The following is a 17,871-nucleotide window of genomic DNA, read 5'->3' on the forward strand; positions in this document are numbered from 1 at the left end:
CGAGGAATAACATGCGCGTTTACGTTGGTGCAGGGATAGTCGGAGCAGCGTTGCTGCTGGCGGGTTGTAGCGCCAGTAACGATCTGACCGCAGGTGGGCAAAGCGTTCGTTTTGTTGAAGAAAAACCGAGTGAGCAGTGTCGTTTACTGGGCACCGCAACCGGCAAGCAAAGCAACTGGTTGTCGGGTCAGCATGGTGAAGAGGGCGGTTCAATGCGCGGCGCGGCAAATGCTCTGCGTAACGAAGCCGCGAAAATGGGCGGCAACGTGATTTTCAACGTCAACAGCCCGACTCAGGGATTCATGTCGAGCTTCGTGCCTACCGCCAGCGAAATGAGCGGCCAGGTGTATAAGTGCCCGAACTGATCGCCAGCACCACCTGTTAAGATGAACCCCGCTCTGGGGTTCACTGTTTTCAGGCGACCGATTTTTCCGCCTGCAGCCGCAGGTTATGCACCGCATGCAGGCATTGCGCCTGGGTCAACGTACCTTGATTTCCCGCCGCCAGCGTTCTTACAAATACCTTGCACGGTGCGTTATCCACCTTGCGCAGGCGATTGCTAAAGCGCAGTAGCCGTTTCACGATGCCCTGGGTTTCTTTTGAACGGGAAGGTGTGCGCGTTTTAATGACCGAGCCGCTGGTGCGCGCTTCGCCCTGGTCATTTTTATACTGATAGATAACCACCAGATAGTGGCTGAACAAGCGGTATTTCCACTCAGGATGCTGATAAGTATCGTATTCCAGCTGCGCGTTATCCTGACAGTCCACGTCATACAACGGCAGAAAATCCACAATGGACGATACGCTTTCGACCACGGCGCGCAGCCCGGCGTTATTCATTGCCCGAATAATTAAATTCACCAGCGCCGGGATTTGCGTATCCGCAATCTTCAGGTTCAGCGTCTCGTCTTTATTGAGCGTGAACGCTATCGTCAGGCTATTTTCGGCATCATCAATTAACGCGACGCGCGCAACGCACAGGCTCGCGTCCGCGTTTTTAAGCTCATCTTCCATTAGTGCCGGGGCATTGCCGTGCAGCACGCTGGCTGCGTCATCGGGAAGGTTTTGGGCGGGCAGGTGATGTTCAAGGCAGATCAGCAGATCTTTTAAGGCTAAGAGCGGAAAAAACAGCAGACTGTCATCCTTCGTCTCGTGTTTAATTTTCAGGGCCAGCGCAACAAAATTATTATCACGACGAATAACACCAGCGTTCAGTCCATGAATGGTTAAGGGCATTTATAGTCTCCATGAGGGGGCAACGATACCTGGTGAAGGGCACAGGTTTGGCGAGAAAACGCGGGGCAGTATAAGGGGAGATGAAGGGTAAAAAGAGTCCGTAACTGGACTCTTAGAGGAAGGCTTATTGCTGGCGCAGTTGCAGATCCAGCGGCGTTTTACTGGGCTCACCACCGATTTCCCGTGCCAGACGCGGCACCATATAGCCCGATACCAGCGTCAGCAATTCACGCATGATAGTCCGCGCGTCGTCGTCGCTCACCATAAAGTGCGCCGCGCCCTGCACTTTATCCAGCACGTGCAGGTAATAAGGCATGACGCCGGCATCAAACAGTGCATTGCTCAGATCCGCCAGCGTAGAGGCGTTATCGTTCACGCCGCGCAGCAGCACGCTCTGATTGAGCAGCGTGACGCCCGACTGACGCAGCAGCGACATCGCGTTGCGGAAAGCATCGTCAATTTCCCTGGCATGGTTGATGTGGTTCACCAGCAGGATCTGCAAGGATGAGCGCGCGAAGCGGGCCGCCAGCGTATCGGTAATGCGCGCCGGGATCACCACCGGCAGGCGGCTGTGAATGCGCAGACGCTTGATATGCGGGATCGCCTCCAGCTCGCCTAACAGCCAGTCCAGTTCATGATCTTTCGCCATCAGCGGATCGCCGCCGGAGAAAATGATCTCATCCAGCTCCGGATGCAGCGCTATATAGTCGAGCGCGGCCTGCCAGTTGCGCTTATTTCCCTGATTATCGGCATACGGAAAGTGTCGGCGGAAACAATAGCGGCAATTCACTGCGCAACCGCCTTTCACCAGCAGCAGCGCCCGATTACGGTATTTATGCAGCAATCCCGGCACCACGCTGTGCTGCTCATCGAGCGGATCGGTAGTAAAACCGGGGGCGGCAATGAACTCTTCGCGCGAGGTAAGTACCTGACGTAACAGCGGATCGTTCGGATTGCCTTTCTCCATGCGCGCCGTAAAGGCACGGGGCACGCGCAGGGCGAACAGCCGACGGGCATCGCGCCCCGCGAGCAGCTCTGCGCTGTCGTCTAAATTTAAAAGCTGCAGAAGTTCATCCGGATCGGTTATTACATCGGCAAGTTGCAATAACCATTCTTCTCTGGAAGGGGGGTTTAGGGTTACAATGTGTGCCATTTTTTGGCTAATACCAGTTAACAATATTTCAGAGGGCCTTATGGCGACTTACTATAGCAACGATTTTCGTGCCGGTCTTAAAATCATGTTCGAAGGCGAGCCTTACGCGGTTGAATCCAGTGAATTCGTTAAGCCGGGTAAAGGTCAGGCGTTCGCACGCGTTAAGCTGCGCCGTCTGCTGACCGGTACTCGCGTTGAGAAAACCTTCAAATCTACCGATTCCGCTGAAGGCGCTGACGTTATCGATATGAACCTGACTTACCTGTACAACGACGGTGAGTTCTGGCATTTCATGAACAACGAAACCTTTGAGCAGCTGTCTGCAGATGCCAAAGCAATTGGCGACAGCGCTAAATGGCTGCTGGATCAGGCGGAATGCATCGTGACGCTGTGGAACGGCCAGCCGATCGCCGTGACCCCGCCGAACTTCGTTGAACTGGAAATCGTTGAAACCGATCCGGGCCTGAAAGGTGATACCGCAGGTACCGGTGGTAAACCAGCCAAGCTGAGTACTGGCGCGGTTGTTAAAGTTCCGCTGTTCGTGCAGACCGGCGAAGTCATCAAAGTGGACACCCGCTCTGGCGAATACGTTTCCCGCGTGAAGTAATTCCTGCCTTATCTTCAGCGGTGTGGCGCGATGCCGTACCGCTGACTTCAAATCTTCCTAAAATATCGCCTTTTTCTCCACAGCCCGGAATTTTGTCTATGCTTAACTGGCTATACACAAATAACACTGGCTATAAAAGGAATATATTATGGTTAAGAAAACAATTGCTGCGATCTTTTCGGTACTGGTACTTTCTTCCGTGTTGACCGCGTGTAACACCACGCGTGGCGTAGGCGAAGATATTTCTGATGGCGGCAGCGCGATCTCTGGTGCAGCCACTAAAGCTCAGCAGTAATCCGGCAGTCCACGGTACGGCGTCTGCCGTACCGTTAGCTTACGCTTTCCGGCAGTGACAAAAACGGTGTAAAACGATTCCCCATGCCCAGCTTCATGCGGATATTCCGTTTATAGGTGTAAACCGTTTTGCCATTAATACCGAGCAGGTGAGCGATACTGTGATTATTCGTTCCGTCCATCCACATAGATAACACTTTCTCTTCCTGCCGCGTCAGCAGCGGCGACACAGCCTGCGGAACAACGTCTGCGGCACGTGAGCACAGCGCCCCGTTAATACTGCGGGCAAGGGCATCAAGCGAGACTGACTTATCAGTGCGTTCCCAGAGCGGAAACTGCTGACAATAGCTTTCCATCTGCGCATCATACCCGGACGATAATAACAGCAGCGGGCTTTGACTACAGATTTGTAATAACGACGCTAATTGTTGTACGTGGTGTAATTCATTCGCAAAACCATAGAAATCCGCAATGACCAGATCCGGCTGCCACTGCGCAGCATGTTCTTTTGCCAGCATTAAATTGTTCAGCCCGGTCACCAGCACCGGCCCCGGGAATAACGTGCGTTGATTGAGCCAGCTCTCAAGCCCGTGGCGGGTGAAGCAACAACGGTCAATCAATAAAATTTTGAACATGTTCGGTTTCGCAATCAGGATGGGATGACGGCTTTCATTTTTTTTTACCGCACCATCATAGGGGGAAGCGAAAAGAGATAAATGACGGATCTCCGCTGCGAACTACGCCTATTTCTCGCTTTAAGCGGCCAAAATTTGCGATAAATGAAAAAGTTGAAATAATTAAGCCTTGCGGTAACAATAACGCTCTTCACTCGCCTTGCAGGACGACCTGTAAGCGCCATGTTCAACGGGGACGGCCCCATCTCAGGAGCCAACTATGTCCTGGTTCGTTTTATTCCTTGCTGGTTTACTTGAAGTGGTATGGGCCGTCGGCCTGAAATACACCCATGGTTTCACCCGTCTGACGCCCAGTATTATTACCGTCAGCGCGATGATCATCAGTATCGTCATGCTGTCGTGGGCGATGAAAACGCTGCCGGTCGGCACGGCTTATGCCGTCTGGACGGGGATCGGCGCGGTCGGCGCGTCGGTGACTGGCATGATATTGCTGGGGGAATCGACAAGCCCGGCGCGCATCATCAGTCTGGTGCTCATTGTCGCCGGGATCATCGGGTTAAAACTCAGCACTCATTAGCGGTTCTGCGCCACCCAGATGAGTTTTTCCACCGCAAAACCCTGCTGTTTTGCGGTGTTCAGCAGTTCCTGTTTCACGTTATCCGGGATCGTGCGGGTGCGTGACAGGATCCACAAATAGTCGCGATCCGGTCCACAGACCAGCGCATGGCGATAATCCTTATCAAGCGCAATCACGTTATAGCCGCCGTAGAAGGGACCAAAAAACGACACCTTCAGCGCCGCACGGCTTTTTGGACCCGTAAAGTATGCCCTGCCATCCGTCGATTGCCACATGCCACGCGACAGGTTATAGCCCTTATTAATCACGTTCAGGCCGCCATCTTCCCGCAGGCTGTAAGTGGCGGTGACGTTGTCCAGCCCGCGCTCAAAGCGGTGATCCAGACGGGCGATTTCATACCAGCTACCCAGAAAGCGCGTGCTATTAAAGTTTTCCACGACGGTTACGCCGGGAGGAGGCGTCGGGGACTGGCAGGCCACCATCAGAAGCGCGGCGCAAACGACGGCAACGACAGGTAATATACGCATGGTATTTTCCTTCCAGGATTTTCAGATAAGTGTAGAGCGTCACTGGAATTTTGCCTGCGTCCCCGGTGCGTTGTGTGCAGCAATCACGGCGGCGATTTCCATCACTGCCGCAGGCGGCTGCCGCTGTTTAAGTTGCCCGGCCATAAACGCCATATAAGGCGCCATGTGGCTGAACATCGCCTTGTAACCCGCGCATAAATGATTGTGCCAGTGCTCCCCCTGTTGATGGATGCGGTGTTTAGGGCATCCGCCGTGACAAGCGAAACGCCATTCACACCGCTGGCATTCTGCGGAAACCGCAGCTTTGGCGAGACCAAATTTGCGCTGCTGTTTACTGTTCGCCATCTGTTGCAGGCTGCCTTTACGCAGATTTCCCAGCCGGTGCGCCGGATAAACATAGTGATCGCAACTGTAGACATCTCCGTTTTGCTCCACGACCAGACCATAGCCGCAACGGGATTGCATCACGCAGAGTGAGGGCTTTTCACCCGCCCAGGCGGCAAGGGCGCTGTCAAACAGCTGGACATACACTCGCCCGACATCATGACGTACCCAGTAATCGAACACCGTCGTGATAAATCGTCCATATTGCTCGCCGGAAACCGACCAGTCGGTAACCCGGCGCTGCGTCAGTGACTGCGGATAAAGCAGCTCGCCATATTTTTCGTGGACGGGACGCTGCTCCACCGCGGGAATAAACTGCACAAAATCCGCCCTCAGTTCCTGGGTAATGAAGTGATAGACCGCCAGCGCATGCTCCGCTGTCTCATTGTTCACCACCGCCAGCACGTTCACCTCCACACCATATGCGCGCAGCAGTTGCAGGGCGTGCACGACCTTGTCGAACATCGATTTACCCGCGTGAGTTTTGCGATAGCGATCGTGCAGCCACGCCGGGCCATCAATGGACAGCCCCACCAGGAAATGATGCTTCGCCAGAAACGCGGCCCAGCGTTCGTCAATCAGCACGCCGTTGGTTTGCATACTGTTACGGATCGTTTTGCCCTCGGCGTAACGTTGCTGTAGGGCAAGGGCTTTTTCGTAAAACGCCAGACCGGCGAGCGTGGGTTCGCCGCCCTGCCAGGTAAATTCCACCTCGTTCGCTGGCGTGGCCTGAATGTACTGACGGACATACGCCTCCAGGGTGTCATCATCCATATGACGCGCCGCCATTTTGGGTTTCAACGTACCCTGTTCTTTTTCCAGATAAAAACAGTAATCGCAGGCGAGATTACATTGATAGCTGACCGCTTTTGCCATTACGTGAAAGGGTTTTGTCATCATGACTCCTGTCTGCAGCGCGTTAAGAAAAGTGATGCTGTTCACCGTTTCACCCTTTGCCGTTGACATTGCATTGAGTGATGGAAATAATAATTTCATTAAAGCATATAAATATGAAATTTAAAATTCAGAACGCCAACATCAGGGGCTTTTATGAGCAGACTTTTCGCAGGCGCACAAAACCTGGGTAAATCGTTTATGTTGCCGATTGCCGTGCTTCCGGCCGCCGGTTTATTACTCGGGATCGGCGGGGTTTTCACTAATCCGGTCACCATCGCCACCTATCCGGCGCTGGATAATCAGGTACTGCAAGCCGTTTTCACGTTAATGAAACTGTGCGGCAGCGTGGTGTTTGATAATCTGGCGCTGCTGTTTGCCGTGGGGATCGCCGTCGGGCTGGCACGCAGCGATAAAGGCACGGCGGGATTGGCATCCGTGCTTTGCTTTATCGTCATGAATAAGGCGATCAACGCCATGCTGTTACTGACCGGCAAACTGGCGGTCGATAATCTGGCGGCGGCCGGGCAGGCGAGCGTGCTGGGCATGGTGACGCTGCAAACCGGGGTGATGGGCGGGATTGCCAGCGGCCTGCTGACCGCCTGGGTGCACAATCGCTACAACAAAACCGAGCTGCCCAGCCTTCTGGCATTTTTCAGCGGTTCGCGGCTGGTGCCCATCGTCACCTCCTTTTTTGCGATTTTTCTTGGCGTCGCGCTGTTCTGGGCGTGGCCGCCGGTGCAGGGTGGCATCGCGCACCTCGGCGGGCTGGTGGAAAAGACCGGCTACATCGGCACGCTATTCTACGGCATGATTTTGAAGTGCCTGATCCCGCTCGGTTTACATCATCTTTTTTACCTGCCGTTCTGGCTGACCAGCGTTGGCGGCGAGGTGATGGTGAATGGTCATCCTGTTCAGGGCACGCAAAAAATCTTCTTCGCCCAGCTCGCCGATCCCAGCGTGACCCAGTATTACATCGGCGTGTCGCGCTTTATGGCCGGACGATTTGCCGACTTTATGTTTGGCTTGCCGGGCGCGGCGCTGGCGATTTACCACAGTGCGAAACCCGCGAACCGCAAAAAAGTCGCCAGCCTGATGCTGTCTGCCGCGCTGACCGCCTTCGTCACCGGGATTACCGAGCCGCTGGAATTTGCCTTCATGTTCTGCGCGCCACTGCTGTACGCCGTACATATCGTGCTGACCGGGGTGGCTTTTATGCTGACGCACATGCTTGCCATCACCGTCGGGCAGACCTTCTCCGGCGGCCTGATCGACTTCCTGCTATTCGGCGTGCTGCAGGGCAACGCGAAAACCAACTGGCTGCTGATGCTGCCGCTGGGCGCGGTAATGTTCTGCCTCTACTACTTCAGCTTCCGTTTTCTCATCCACTGGCGACAGCTCAACACGCCGGGGCGTGAAGATGACCAGGATGCGCCAGCCGCCGCGGAAATCCATACCGGCTCACGTCCGGCGGGCATCGTTGAAGCCCTCGGTGGGCGGGAAAACATTCTCGATGTGGACTGTTGCGCCACCCGACTGCGTATCACGGTAAAAGAGCCGTCCAAGGTTCAGCTTGATGATTTCAAAAAGTTTGGCAGCAAAGGGGCGTTTATTCGCGGGCAGGGCGTGCAGGTGGTGTATGGCCCGCACGTCACCATTATTAAAAATGAAGTTGAAGAGTTCATCGGGTTATAAATCATGAAAGCAGTCATGTTGATGTTTGATACGCTGACGCGTAACCATCTCGCCCCTTACGGCGGCGATGCCATCACGCCAAACTTTACGCGGCTGGCAACAGAGTCGGTGCAGTTCGATAACTTTTACGTCGGCAGTATGCCGTGTATGCCTGCGCGTCGTGAACTGCATACCGGGCGCTATAACTTTTTGCACCGTAGCTGGGGCCCGCTGGAGCCATTTGATTTTTCCGCTATGCAGGCGCTGCACCAGCACGGCGTGCACACCCACATGGTGACGGATCACAAGCATTACTGGCGCGACGGCGGGGCGACCTATCACACGCGCTATTCCACCTTTGAATTTATTCGTGGCCAGGAAGGGGACTGCTGGAAAGGGCAGGTCGAAAAACCACAAATCCGCTGGCAGGGCATGGAAGACGACGACACCCGCCGTCGCCGCGCCGGGCGCATGACGCAGGATCTGATCAACCGTGCCGCGATGCCCACGCAGGCAGAACATTTCACCCATCGCACGATTTCGGCAGGCATGGAGTTTCTCGACACTAACCAGCATCAGGACAACTGGTTTTTGCAGATTGAATGCTTCGATCCCCACGAGCCGTTCTTCGTGCCGGAAAAATACCTCGCGCAGTATGGCTGCACGGCGGAAGACTTTGACGGTTGGGTGCCTTATTACTGCGGCGCACCCGGGGGTGAGAACGACGACAAAGCGCGTAAGTTTTACCAGGCGCTGATCACCATGTGCGACGATTATCTCGGCCAGGTGATGGACAAACTCAAAGCCCTGAACCTGTGGGAAGACACGCTGTTTATCGTCTGCACCGATCACGGCTTCCTGCTGGGCGAGCACGACTGGTGGGGCAAAAACATCATGCCAGTGTACAACGAGATCGCCAACACGCCGTTCTTTATCCGCGATCCACGTTGCGGCGTAACGGGTGAGCGGCGCAGCGCACTGGCGCAGACCATTGATATTCCCGCTACCCTGCTGGAATATTTTGGCGTTGAGCGTCCGGCGACCATGACCGGCAAACCGCTACGCCCGGCGATAGAAAATGACACGCCGATCCACGATCACGCGCTGTTTGGCTACTTTGGCGGGCATCTGAATATTACCGATGGCGAATCCGTGTATATGCGCTGCCCGCGCGAGCCGGGCAACGACAATTTGTTTGAGTACACGCTGATGCCGACGCGTATCGACAGCCCGTTTAACGTCAAAGAGCTGACCGATATCCGCATTCATCCCGGCTTTGATTTTACGCGCGGCGCGCAGGTGATGCAGATCCCGGCCAGTTTTAGCTATCTCAATCCGTGGCGGTTTGGCGATAAGTTGTTTGACGTTAAGCGCGATCCAGGACAGCACACCCCGCTGAACGATGCCGGGAAAGCGCTGGCGATGGCCCGCGCCATGCAGCCCCTGTTACAGGTTCACGACGCGCCGCCGGAGCTGTATACCCGTTTTGGCCTCGACGATCTTAGCGCCGCACAGGAGGCGCAATTCGCGCAGCGCTGGCAACAGGCAGCCCTGCAAGCCCAATGCAGCGATCACGGCGTGTATGAAGCGCTGACGTTTATCTGCAAGGCGTTGCCTGCCATCGCCCGGCAGACACCGCCGTGGATTGATCGACAGACCATTTTTGCGCTTATTGATCGCCATTTCAGCGGCGATCGGCACAAAGCGATGGTCTATCAAGTCCGTCTGCTGCTACGGGTGGAGTAAGGTCATGTCGCACTGGACGCTGGAAAACGACCGCTGGCGAATTGGCGTGCAGGCGCAGGGCGCAGAACTGTGCGATCTGTGGGACCAGCGCCAGCAACGGCAGCGGCTGTGGCGGGCTGATCCAGCAGTGTGGAACAACAGCGCCACCCAGCTTTTCCCGTTGGTTGGCAGGCTTATCCATAACGGGCTGCATCATGACGGGGAATTCTGGCCGCTGCCCGCCCACGGTTTTTTGCGCCAGCAGGGTTTCAGGCTTGTTGAGCAACGCGACCAGGCGCTCACGCTGTGCTGCGAAGACAACGCCTCAACCCGCGCGCTCTGGCCTTTTCGCTGGCGGGTAACGACGGACTGGCAACTGACCGCCATGGGCGTGGACGTGCGCTGGCAGGTTGAGAATCTTGATCGCCGGGCGTTTCCCTTTGCGCTCGGCTGGCATCCGGGCTTTGCGCTGCCGATCGCCAGCCAGCCCGGCTGGTCGGTGCGTTTTGACCGATCCGTCAGCGGGCCGCTTTTCACTCATAATCGCACGCTGGCACTTCCTGAGCCGTTGCCTGACACCCGCGCATTCCCGCTCACCGCCGACGCCTTCGCAAACGGAGCCGTCTACTTTGGCGACGTGGCGGATTGCGCGGTGACGGTGGTTTCGCCGCAGGGCGAGTGCGCGCTGCAACTGCAATCCCCAAATACACCGTGGCTGGCGCTATGGGGCGTGCCAGGTGCGGATTTGTTGTGCATCGAGCCGCTGACCGGCACTACCGACGATCCGCACTTTGACGGCCAGGTGCGCCATAAACGCGGAATGCGCTGGCTGGCGGCAGGTGAGCGTTATCATCAACAACTTAGCGTAAACCTGATGCAAGACGAGAAGGCTTAAGATAGCTACACTACCCGGCATATTCTTTTGCGCGATGCCATGTTCGTGCAGGCGTCGGGAGAGCCAGGATGAGTGTGAATAAAGAGAATGTCCGTGTTTATATCGCCAATATTCTGACCAGCCTTAGCGGCTCAGATCGTAAAGTGGCGGAATTTATCCTGCAAAATCCGGCGCAGGTGGTGCAACTGCCGGTGAAAAAACTGGCGCTGGGTTCCGGCGTCAGCGAAGCCACCATCGTGCGGTTTTGCAAGAAAATCGGCTACGGCGGTTTGCTGAGTCTGAAAACCGAATTAAAGCGCGAATTGCTGGCGGAGAGCGATTTCACGCTGCCATCCTCGCCCGATATTTTTCTCGGTGACTCGCGTAACGACGTGGCGCAAAAAATCGCCCTGACGCTGGATACCACGGTGAAAGAAACTATCGATCTGATCGATATGCGTAAAATCAAACACATCGTCGAGCAGTTTATACGCGCCCGGCGGGTGATGTTCGTGGGCTTTGGCGCGTCGGGCCTCGCGGCGCTGGAAGCGCGCGACAAAATGAACCGTATTGGGATCGATTCGGAAGCCTTTACCGACCGTTTTACCATGACGCTTAAGCTCGCCAACCTGAAACGCGATGATCTGGTGGTGGCATTTTCGCATTCCGGCGAAACGCCTGAAGTGGTGAACGCGTTCCGGCTGGCGCACAACGCCGGGGCGCACCGGCTGGCGATCACCCATAGTCCACAGTCGCCGCTCAACGAGCTGGCAGATAATTTTTTACTGACCTGCGGCGCCGCCGGGCCCTATCAGGGCGACTCTATTGCCACGCGTATCTCGCAGCTGTTTATCATCGAATTTTTGTGCACGGAAATTACCCTGCACAATGCCAAAGACAGCGCCTCGCCAGGGGAGTCGATAAAAGAGATTTTGATTAAAGAAAGAATCAAGCGCGAGGGATAGGCCGGGTAAGCGTTAGCGCCACCCGGCATGATGTTTTACAGGAAGATCACCCCGACCAGCGTCACTACGCTTAAGATCGCGGCAAGGCCGTAGAATACCCATTTACCGTTGGGTACGTGGATCTTCAGGTCATGCATCAGGTGATGAATACGGTGCAGGCCACACCACAGCGGCAGCACAATCATCAGGAAGATGAAGGCGCGGCCAGGCAGACTGTGCGCGAACGCCAGCACTCGCTCAAAGCCGAGCGCCTCGCCGGGATACAGTCCCAGCGGCAGCAGGACGCCAACCAGCAGCACCATCACCGGCGCGAAGAATGCGCCCCACATACCGCCGGCACCAAACAGACCCCAGAAGACGGGTTCGTCAGAGCGTTGTGGATTTGGATTAATCATTTTGGCCTCCTTACCAGTACAGGGCGACAAACAGTACCGCCAGTGTCACCAGAATCGTGACAACCCACAGTCCTTTGATGATCGGCTGCGGTCCCATTTTCTCGTCTTTGATAACGATATTCGCGGCTTTCGGCGCCAGCTCGAACCAGGTTTTGGTGTGCAGCAACGCGCCCGCCAGCGTGATCAGGTTAAGAATGACCACCACCGGGTTTTGCAGGAAGCCGACAAACCCCGTCCAGCTTTCAGGTCCGTGCTTTAGCGCAAATAAGCCATAAATCAGCACGATGCTGAACCAGACGGTGGTGATCGCTGTGCCTTCTCGCAGCATATAGAAGCGATAAAACGGCAGGTTTTTCCACCAGGTTGACGGCACCGGCCGCACGTAAGGTTTACGTTTCGTTGTCATCATGCGCTCCTTAGCGTGGTTTCAGGGTGGCGATAAGAAAGTCTTTCGAGCTTTCCACTTTTCCCTGCTGAATGGCCGCCGCCGGATCGACGTGCTTTGGACAAACGACAGAGCAGTAGCCCACAAACGTACAGCTCCAGACGCCGTTCTGGCTGTTAAGCTGCGCCATACGTTCTTTCTTGCCGTGATCGCGGCTGTCTTCGTTATAGCGGTGCGCCAGCGTGATCGCCGCCGGGCCGATGAATTCCGGATTCAGACCGAACTGCGGGCAGGCCGCGTAGCACAGGCCACAGTTGATACAGCCGGAGAACTGATGGTATTTCGCCATCTGCGCCGGGGTCTGGGTGTTTGTGCCCTGATCCGGCGTGCGCGGATTACCAATAATGTACGGTTTGATCGCCTCCAGGCTTTCGATAAAGTGCGTCATATCGACCACCAGATCGCGCTCGATCGGGAAGTTAGCCAGCGCTTCTACCTTCATGCCGTTTTCGTACTCGCGCAGGAAGGTTTTGCAGGCCAGCTTCGGCACCTTGTTGACCATCATGCCGCAGGAGCCACAAATTGCCATGCGGCACGACCAGCGGTAGCTGAGGTCCGGCGCAAGGTTATCCTTGATGTAGCCCAGCGCGTCCAGCAGTGAGGTTTGCTCATCAAAGGGCACGTCGTAAAACGCGCTGTGCGGGGCGCTGTCCACTTCCGGGTTATAGCGCACCACCTCGATTTTCAGGGTTTGTAGCTCAGCCATTCGCCTTCTCCTTATTCTCGGCTGCTTCCGCTTCGCCGCCATACATACGTTTTGCCGGCGGCAATGTGGTGATCTTCACGTCGCTGTATTCCAGACGCGTCGTGCCATCAGCATCGCGATAAGCGAGCGTATGTTTGAGGAAGTTGACGTCATCGCGTTCGGTACAACCTTCATCCAGACGCTGATGCGCGCCGCGCGACTCTTTACGGGCCATGGCCGAGTGCGCCATGCACTCCGCCACGTTCAGGCCATGCTTCAGTTCAAGGGTATACAGCAGATCGGTATTGAACACGCTGGAAGTGTCGGTGATACGCACGCGTTTGAAGCGCTCCTGCAACTCCGCCAGTTTATCGATGGTTTTCTGCATCAATTCCGGTGTGCGGTAGATGCCGCAGCCTTCTTCCATCGACATGCCCATTTCGTCACGCAGATGCGCCCAGTTTTCCGTGCCTTCCTGATTAACCAGATCTTTCAGACGCTGCTCCACATCTCCGGCCTGTGCATTCAATGCTGCGTCGTCAGACTGATGTACGCTCATGGCATGTTCCATGGCTTTTTCACCGGCGAGACGGCCAAAGACCACCAGTTCAGCCAGTGAGTTCGAGCCAAGGCGGTTCGCACCGTGCAGCCCGACGGACGAGCATTCACCCACTGCGAACAGGCCTTTGATGCGCGTTTCACAGTGCTGATCGGTTTCGATGCCGCCCATGGTGTAGTGCGCGGTCGGGCGCACCGGGATCGGATCCTTAACCGGATCGACACCCACATAAGCTTTGGCAAGTTCACAGATAAACGGCAGACGTTCGAGCAGCTTTTTCTCGCCCAGATGGCGCAGATCCAGATAGACCACGTCGCCGCGTGGCGTCGGGATCGTGTTGCCTTTACGCCACTCGTGCCAGAAGGCCTGGGACACTTTGTCGCGCGGCCCCAGCTCCATGTATTTGTTTTTCGGCTCGCCAAGCGGCGTTTCCGGGCCCATACCGTAATCCTGGAGATAACGGTAACCGTCTTTGTTCACCAGAATACCGCCTTCGCCACGGCAGCCTTCGGTCATCAGGATGCCGGAACCTGGCAGGCCCGTCGGGTGATACTGCACAAACTCCATGTCGCGTAGCGCCACGCCGTGGTTAAGCGCGATGCCCATGCCGTCGCCGGTAACGATGCCGCCGTTGGTGTTAAAGCGGTACACACGCCCGGCACCGCCGGTGGCCATGATCACCGCATTGGCGCGGATCTGCACCAGCGATCCTTCCATCATATTCATGGCGACAAGGCCGCGCACCGCGCCATCATCCACCAGCACGTCCAGAACAAAGTGCTCGTCAAAGCGCTGGATCTGCGGAAATTGCAGGGAGGTCTGGAAGAGGGTGTGTAGCATGTGGAAGCCGGTTTTGTCGGCGGCAAACCAGGTACGTTCAATTTTCATGCCGCCAAAACGGCGCACATTAACGGAACCATCCGGGCGGCGACTCCACGGGCAGCCCCACTGTTCCAGCTGGATCATTTCTGTCGGGCAGTGATGCACGAAATAATCCACCACATCTTGTTCGCACAGCCAGTCTCCACCGGCCACGGTATCGTGAAAATGGTAATCAAAGCTGTCATGATCCTGCGCGACGGCGGCAGACCCTCCTTCTGCGGCCACGGTATGGCTACGCATAGGATAGACTTTTGAGATCAGGGCGATTTTAGCATTGGGATTCGCTTGTGCCGCGGCTATCGCGGCGCGTAATCCGGCACCACCTGCGCCAATTACGGCAAGATCGGCTTGAAAGGTTTGCACGACATTCCTCCAGGTTTTAGTTATTCCGCTTCGCGCATTACAGGCGTCGCGAAAGCATGTCCACTGCTCCATTATGGGGAGGCAGTATAACCTTGCGGGAGAAAGGGAAATTTGATGCGTTCGATTTTTTTACCGATCCACGGCGTCATTTATCACTCTGTTTAATGGATCGGGGCAGTTTTATTGCCCGTACGCCGCGAGTAATAAATTACTGTGCAAAATTTGTCTCTCCGGCGGGTAACGGGTAGACTTCGTGCCCTTATCAGCATACGGAGAATTACCATGAGCGAGACGGCAACCTGGCAGCCGAGCGCATCCATCCCCAATTTACTGAAACGCGCCGCGAAGATTGCGGAAATCCGCCGTTTCTTTGCCGACCGCGGTGTACTGGAGGTGGAAACGCCCTGCATGAGTCAGGCGACGGTGACGGATGTTCATCTGTTCCCGTTCGAAACCCGTTTTGTTGGCCCTGGTCATTCTCAGGGGATGGATCTCTATCTGATGACCAGCCCGGAATACCACATGAAGCGCCTGCTGGTGGCGGGCTGTGGCCCGGTGTTCCAGCTGTGTCGCAGCTTCCGTAATGAAGAGATGGGGCGTCATCACAACCCGGAATTCACCATGCTGGAGTGGTATCGCCCGCATTACGACATGTACCGTCTGATGAATGAAGTGGACGATCTGCTGCAACAGGTGCTCGAATGCCCGCCGGCGGAATCCCTCTCTTACCAGCAGGCTTTCCAGCGCCATCTGGAAATCGATCCGCTCTCTGCGGATAAACAGCAGCTGCGCGACGTGGCGGCGAAGCTGGATCTGAGCAACATCGCCGATACCGAAGACGATCGTGACACGCTGTTGCAACTGCTGTTCACCATGGGCGTTGAGCCGCACATTGGCAAAGACCGCCCGGCCTTTGTCTATCATTTCCCGGCAAGCCAGGCTTCGCTTGCGCAAATCAGCACCGAAGATCATCGCGTGGCCGAGCGCTTTGAGGTCTATTTCAAAGGGCTTGAACTGGCGAACGGGTTCCATGAGCTGACGGACGCGCGCGAACAGCAGCTGCGTTTTGAGCAGGATAACCGTAAGCGCGCCGCCCGCGGCCTGCCGCAGCAGCCGATTGATGTGAATCTGCTGGAAGCGTTGAAAGTCGGGATGCCGGATTGCTCAGGCGTTGCGCTGGGCGTCGACCGCCTGATCATGCTGGCGCTGGGCGCTGAAACCTTAAGTGAAGTGATCGCCTTTACCGTCGACCGGGCGTAACACCCGCCGCCCCGGCATCTGTCGGGGTCACATTTTATTCTTGAATATAAAATGTCGTAAAAAATGCTCCTTATGGGGCATTTTTTCATTTTCCTTTGCAAAGTCACAATTTTAATCCGGCTTTTTGCTACCATCCTGCGCCATTCTGCTGTACGGCTTTCGGGTGGGCCTCTGCTGGACGATGTGAGGCCAGTTAAATAATTAATTTTTCTGAAGATATTATTCAGGATGATGGATGGATCTATGGCTGAAACAATGAAAAAAATGACCCTCACCGGGTTAATATTAATGATCTTCACATCGGTATTCGGTTTTGCGAATAGCCCCTCGGCATTCTATTTAATGGGATACAGCGCAACGCCCTGGTATATATTTTCCGCACTCTTCTTTTTTATTCCTTTTGCGCTGATGATGGCGGAAATGGGCGCGGCATATCGTAAAGAAGAGGGCGGGATTTATTCGTGGATGGAACACAGCGTCGGCCCACGCTATGCGTTTATCGGCACCTTTATGTGGTTCTCATCCTATGTGATCTGGATGGTCAGTACCGCCGCGAAGGTCTGGGTGCCGTTTTCCACCTTTATCTTCGGCGCAGATATGACGCAGCGCTGGCATCTGCTCGGTCTGACGCCCACCCAGTCGGTAGGCATTCTCGCTGTCGGATGGATGCTGCTGGTGACCTTTATCGCCGCAAAGGGCATTAATAAAATTGCCAGGATCACCGCGGTCGGTGGTATTGCGGTGATGTGTCTGAACCTGGTGTTATTAGGCGTCAGTATCACCATTCTGTTATTAAATGGCGGCCATTTTGCACAGGATGTGAATTTTATTGCCTCACCGAATCCGGGCTATCAGTCGGGATTGTCGATGCTCTCTTTCGTGGTTTTCGCCATATTTGCTTATGGCGGGATTGAAGCCGTCGGCGGACTGGTGGATAAAACCGAAAATCCGGAAAAGAATTTCGCCAAAGGCATCGTTATTGCCGCCATGGTCATCTCTGTTGGTTATTCGCTGGCGATCTTTCTGTGGGGCGTGAGCACTAACTGGCAGCAGGTATTAAGTAATAACACCACCAACCTCGGTAACATCACTTACGTCCTGATGAAAAGCCTGGGTATGACGCTGGGCCAGGCGCTGAATCTGTCGCCGGATGCCGCGCTGACCCTTGGCGTGTGGTTTGCGCGCATCACCGGGCTGTCGATGTTCCTTGCTTATACTGGCGCATTTTTCACGCTGATTTACTCGCCGCTGAAAGCGATAATTCAGGGAACGCCGAAAGCGCTATGGCCCGCCCCGATGACGCGTCTGAACACCAGCGGAATGCCCGCGATGGCGATGTGGATGCAGTGCCTGCTGGTCTGTTTATTTATTCTGTTGGTGTCGTTTGGCGGCGATACCGCCTCGGCGTTTTATAACAAGCTGACGTTAATGGCGAACGTGTCGATGACGCTGCCCTACCTGTTCCTCGCGCTGGCTTTCCCATACTTTAAAGCGAAAACCGGGCTGGAACGGCCGTTTGTGATCTTTAAAACCCGCGGTTCAACGTTGCTGGCGACGCTGGTGGTGACGCTGGTCGTCGCTTTCGCCAATGTGTTTACGGTGATCCAGCCGGTGATCGAGGCCGGTGATATGAGTAGCGCACTGTGGATGGTTGGCGGCCCGATATTCTTCTCGGTAATGGCGCTGGCAATCTATCAGAATTACCAGCGCCGTTTAACGCCAGTGCTGTTATAAACT

At 55.4% G+C, this 17,871-nt stretch carries 19 protein-coding genes; 10 read left to right on the top strand and 9 right to left on the bottom strand.

Going from position 1 to position 17,871, the window contains the following annotated elements:
- The first annotated feature begins 11 nt into the window (after positions 1–11).
- The gene (locus tag KW828_RS14525; protein ID WP_218337000.1) at positions 12–365 is read left to right on the top strand and encodes a DUF4156 domain-containing protein; all 354 of its coding nucleotides are present in this window, start codon (positions 12–14) and stop codon (positions 363–365) included.
- Between the two features lie 49 nt (positions 366–414).
- On the opposite strand, the gene yjeJ is transcribed toward KW828_RS14525, so the two are convergent.
- Positions 415–1,236 (bottom strand): YjeJ family protein, encoded by an 822-nt coding sequence (gene yjeJ / locus KW828_RS14530; protein ID WP_218337001.1) that lies wholly within the window; start codon positions 1,234–1,236, stop codon positions 415–417.
- 124 nt (positions 1,237–1,360) lie between these two features.
- Positions 1,361–2,389 (bottom strand): EF-P beta-lysylation protein EpmB, encoded by a 1,029-nt coding sequence (gene epmB, locus KW828_RS14535; RefSeq protein ID WP_218337002.1) that lies wholly within the window; start codon positions 2,387–2,389, stop codon positions 1,361–1,363.
- Between the two features lie 40 nt (positions 2,390–2,429).
- Between epmB and efp the strand changes: the two genes are divergently transcribed.
- Entirely contained in the window at positions 2,430–2,996 is a 567-nt protein-coding gene (gene efp / locus KW828_RS14540; protein ID WP_072570249.1) for an elongation factor P, read from the top strand.
- 148 nt (positions 2,997–3,144) lie between these two features.
- Complete coding sequence (gene ecnB, locus KW828_RS14545) at positions 3,145–3,291, top strand: lipoprotein toxin entericidin B (RefSeq protein ID WP_039055654.1); 147 nt, start codon at positions 3,145–3,147, stop codon at positions 3,289–3,291.
- A 34-nt stretch (positions 3,292–3,325) separates the two neighbouring features.
- On the opposite strand, the gene KW828_RS14550 is transcribed toward ecnB, so the two are convergent.
- On the bottom strand, positions 3,326–3,925 hold the full coding sequence (locus tag KW828_RS14550; protein ID WP_218337003.1) for a LuxR C-terminal-related transcriptional regulator: 600 nt from the start codon (positions 3,923–3,925) through the stop codon (positions 3,326–3,328).
- Between the two features lie 259 nt (positions 3,926–4,184).
- Here KW828_RS14550 and sugE point away from each other — a divergent pair, with 259 nt between their 5' ends.
- Positions 4,185–4,502, top strand: a complete 318-nt coding sequence (gene sugE, locus KW828_RS14555; protein WP_218337004.1) for a quaternary ammonium compound efflux SMR transporter SugE — start codon at positions 4,185–4,187, stop codon at positions 4,500–4,502.
- On the opposite strand, the gene KW828_RS14560 is transcribed toward sugE, so the two are convergent.
- Both KW828_RS14560 and KW828_RS14565 read right to left on the bottom strand, forming a co-directional pair.
- A complete protein-coding gene (locus tag KW828_RS14560; protein ID WP_218337005.1) occupies positions 4,499–5,029 on the bottom strand; it encodes a lipocalin family protein in 531 nt (176 codons plus the stop codon). The two genes, sugE and KW828_RS14560, sit on opposite strands and share 4 nt — an antisense overlap.
- A gap of 39 nt (positions 5,030–5,068) precedes the next feature.
- Positions 5,069–6,310, bottom strand: coding sequence for an anaerobic sulfatase maturase (locus KW828_RS14565; protein ID WP_218337082.1), 1,242 nt, complete (start codon positions 6,308–6,310; stop codon positions 5,069–5,071).
- Positions 6,311–6,463: 153 nt separating this feature from the next.
- On the opposite strand from KW828_RS14565, the gene KW828_RS14570 reads away from it, so the two are divergent.
- From KW828_RS14570 to KW828_RS14585, 4 genes are all read left to right on the top strand, one after another.
- A complete protein-coding gene (locus KW828_RS14570) occupies positions 6,464–8,002 on the top strand; it encodes a PTS transporter subunit EIIC (protein ID WP_218337006.1) in 1,539 nt (512 codons plus the stop codon).
- Between the two features lie 3 nt (positions 8,003–8,005).
- Entirely contained in the window at positions 8,006–9,727 is a 1,722-nt protein-coding gene (locus KW828_RS14575) for a sulfatase (RefSeq protein WP_218337007.1), read from the top strand.
- Positions 9,728–9,731: 4 nt separating this feature from the next.
- Positions 9,732–10,601: a hypothetical protein gene (locus tag KW828_RS14580; RefSeq protein ID WP_218337008.1), complete on the top strand. Its 870-nt coding sequence runs from the start codon at positions 9,732–9,734 to the stop codon at positions 10,599–10,601.
- Between the two features lie 68 nt (positions 10,602–10,669).
- Positions 10,670–11,545 (top strand): MurR/RpiR family transcriptional regulator, encoded by an 876-nt coding sequence (locus KW828_RS14585; protein ID WP_218337009.1) that lies wholly within the window; start codon positions 10,670–10,672, stop codon positions 11,543–11,545.
- Between the two features lie 35 nt (positions 11,546–11,580).
- Here KW828_RS14585 and frdD read toward each other — a convergent pair whose 3' ends face one another.
- The 4 genes from frdD to frdA are packed head-to-tail and all read right to left on the bottom strand — an operon-like array spanning position 11,581 to position 14,874.
- A complete protein-coding gene (gene frdD / locus KW828_RS14590; protein ID WP_218337010.1) occupies positions 11,581–11,940 on the bottom strand; it encodes a fumarate reductase subunit FrdD in 360 nt (119 codons plus the stop codon).
- 10 nt (positions 11,941–11,950) lie between these two features.
- Positions 11,951–12,346 (bottom strand): fumarate reductase subunit FrdC, encoded by a 396-nt coding sequence (frdC, locus tag KW828_RS14595; protein WP_218337083.1) that lies wholly within the window; start codon positions 12,344–12,346, stop codon positions 11,951–11,953.
- Positions 12,347–12,356: 10 nt separating this feature from the next.
- Positions 12,357–13,091, bottom strand: coding sequence for a succinate dehydrogenase/fumarate reductase iron-sulfur subunit (locus tag KW828_RS14600; RefSeq protein ID WP_088220524.1), 735 nt, complete (start codon positions 13,089–13,091; stop codon positions 12,357–12,359).
- A complete protein-coding gene (gene frdA / locus KW828_RS14605) occupies positions 13,084–14,874 on the bottom strand; it encodes a fumarate reductase (quinol) flavoprotein subunit (RefSeq protein ID WP_218337011.1) in 1,791 nt (596 codons plus the stop codon). Before frdA ends, KW828_RS14600 begins: the two co-directional genes overlap by 8 nt.
- Before the next feature lie 282 nt (positions 14,875–15,156).
- Between frdA and epmA the strand changes: the two genes are divergently transcribed.
- Both epmA and yjeM read left to right on the top strand, forming a co-directional pair.
- A complete protein-coding gene (gene epmA, locus KW828_RS14610; RefSeq protein ID WP_218337012.1) occupies positions 15,157–16,134 on the top strand; it encodes an elongation factor P--(R)-beta-lysine ligase in 978 nt (325 codons plus the stop codon).
- 243 nt (positions 16,135–16,377) lie between these two features.
- Positions 16,378–17,868, top strand: a complete 1,491-nt coding sequence (gene yjeM / locus KW828_RS14615; protein ID WP_218337013.1) for a glutamate/gamma-aminobutyrate family transporter YjeM — start codon at positions 16,378–16,380, stop codon at positions 17,866–17,868.
- Positions 17,869–17,871 lie beyond the last annotated feature (3 nt).

The organism is Enterobacter sp. ENT03, from assembly GCF_019218745.1.
In the GTDB taxonomy this organism is placed as follows: domain Bacteria; phylum Pseudomonadota; class Gammaproteobacteria; order Enterobacterales; family Enterobacteriaceae; genus Enterobacter_D.